We start from the raw sequence: 2,051 nt of genomic DNA, 5'->3' as shown, positions 1-2,051 counted from the left end.
GCAGGACATCGCCGGCATCGACGCCTACGACAACCTCAAGCTCTACACCGGCGACGGCGCAGGCAACGTCGGCGGCGGCACCAACATGCTCGGCACCAACGGCCTGTGGAAGGGCTTCCGGTCCCTGCTGGCCGCCGACTTCAACAACGACGGCAAGCAGGACATCGCCGGCATCGACGCGAACAACAACATGAAGCTCTACACCGGCAACGGCACCGGAACCGTCAGCGGCGGCACCAACATGCTGTCAGCCTTCCCCAGCGGCTCCTGGGCCGGCTTCTAAAGCCCGGCCACGTCGGTCCTCTGCTCCCCCTGTCCCCTCCCCCCAGCAAGGTATCTGTCATGCGGAAGATCTCCAGCCGTCGGACACTGGCCCAAGGCGCGCTCGCACTGTCCCTCGCAGTCACCGCCACGCTCGCCTCCGACGGGTTCGCCGCAGCGGTGGCACTGCAGCCGGCGGCGGTCCCTTCGGCTGTACAAACTAATGCGGTTGTGGGCAGCGGAGTCCAGCTCAGCAAGACCCCCCGCGACCACCAGCTCTTCCCCCGCGACACCGCCACGAACGATGCCGTAGTCACCATCGCCGGCAACGTCACGCAGACCGGGGTCACCTCGATGCGGCTGGACATCACCCGGGACGGGAAGCCCCTGTCCAGCAGCAGCGTCCAGGTGAACAGTGCCGGGTCGGCGTTCACCTTCGAGCCCCGGATCCAGGCGAGTCTGAACAGCTACTCCTTCAGCCTCTACTCCGTCTCCGGGTCCACCACCACCCTGCAGGGCGCGTGGAGCGACATCGTGGCGGGCGACGTGTTCATCGTGAGCGGCCAGTCGAACGCCGCCGCCCGCCAGCACTTCCCGTCGAACCCCGGCAACCCGTCCGACACCTCCAACTCCAGCAGCGCGGACCGGTCGCCATGGGTGCGCACGTTCGGATCGTCCACGGCCGACCCCACGGCCGCCACCCAGGACGACACCTGGCAGGTCGCGGACGGCGACTCCTACCAGGTGTCGGGGGCGATCGGCCAGTACGCCCTCCGCCTGGGCCGCCAGGAGGTGAACACCTACGCCGTCCCCATCGCGCTCCTCCAAGGCGGTCACGAGGGACTCCCCATCACCTTCTTCCAGCGCAACGACGCGAACCCCCCTAACCCCGGAAGTAACTACGGACGCCTGCTCGGCCGGGCCCAGCGGGCGGGAGTGCAGAGCCAGGTCCGTGGCATCTTCTGGTACCAGGGCGAGTCTGACAACAACAACGTGACAAGCCAGACCTCCGGCTTCAAGTCCCTCCTGGACGACTGGAAGACTGACTACCCGGGCGTAGAGCACGTGTACGCCCACCAGATCCGCAACGGCTGTCTCGACGCCGCCGGCGCGCCCCAGAACTCATACGAGGAGCGCGAGGCGCAGCGTCAGTACTCCTTGCTCCCGGGCGTCACCGTCCTGTCCACCACCGGCATCAACGGTCAGGGTCCCGACAACTGCCACTACTACTACGTCGGCGGATACCGCGATCTAGCCGACCACGACTTTCTCTCTATGGCCCGGGACTACTACGGCGCCAGCGCCGTGGCGACCACCGCTCCCGACCCCCGGAAGGCGTGGTTCTCCAAGGCCGACCACACCGAGATCACCATCGCCCTGCGCAATGCCAGTGACGCGCTCGTGGCCGGATGCGGCCCCGTCACCAACTTCGTCGTCAACGGCAGCCCAGTGTCCGTGGAGTCGATGTCCGTGAGGCCCGGGTTCATCCACTTGCGTCTGACCGGGCCCGCTACCGGCACCACCGGCATCAGCTACGTCGGACACGACGGAGCTGGCCCCTGGATCACCAACAGCAACGGGATCGGCCTGCTGGCCTTCTACAACCTGCCGCTCTCCACGGATCAGGCCGACGCCTTCCCGACGGCGCTCGCCAACTGTCCCCTCCCCGCTCCGGCGCCGGCCATGGCCCGGACCGTGGGTGGTGACTTCAATGGTGACGGCAAGCAGGACATCGCCGGCATCGATGCGAACAGCAACCTGAAGCTGTACACCGGCGACGGTGCGGGCAA

The 2,051-nt window shown here is 67.3% G+C and carries 2 protein-coding genes; both read left to right on the top strand.

Annotated elements, in window-relative coordinates; genetic code table 11:
• Positions 1-283, top strand: a 283-nt coding sequence (locus tag AB0M92_RS39200; RefSeq protein WP_366107179.1) for an FG-GAP-like repeat-containing protein, incomplete at its 5' end; no start/stop codon positions are given.
• 59 nt (positions 284-342) lie between these two features.
• The coding region (locus AB0M92_RS39195) for a sialate O-acetylesterase (protein WP_366107178.1) at positions 343-2,051 on the top strand (1,709 nt) is incomplete at its 3' end.

This window comes from Streptomyces sp. NPDC051582 (genome assembly GCF_040681715.1).
Lineage (GTDB): Bacteria > Actinomycetota > Actinomycetes > Streptomycetales > Streptomycetaceae > Streptomyces.
This window is presented reverse-complemented; position numbering and strand designations above follow the sequence as displayed.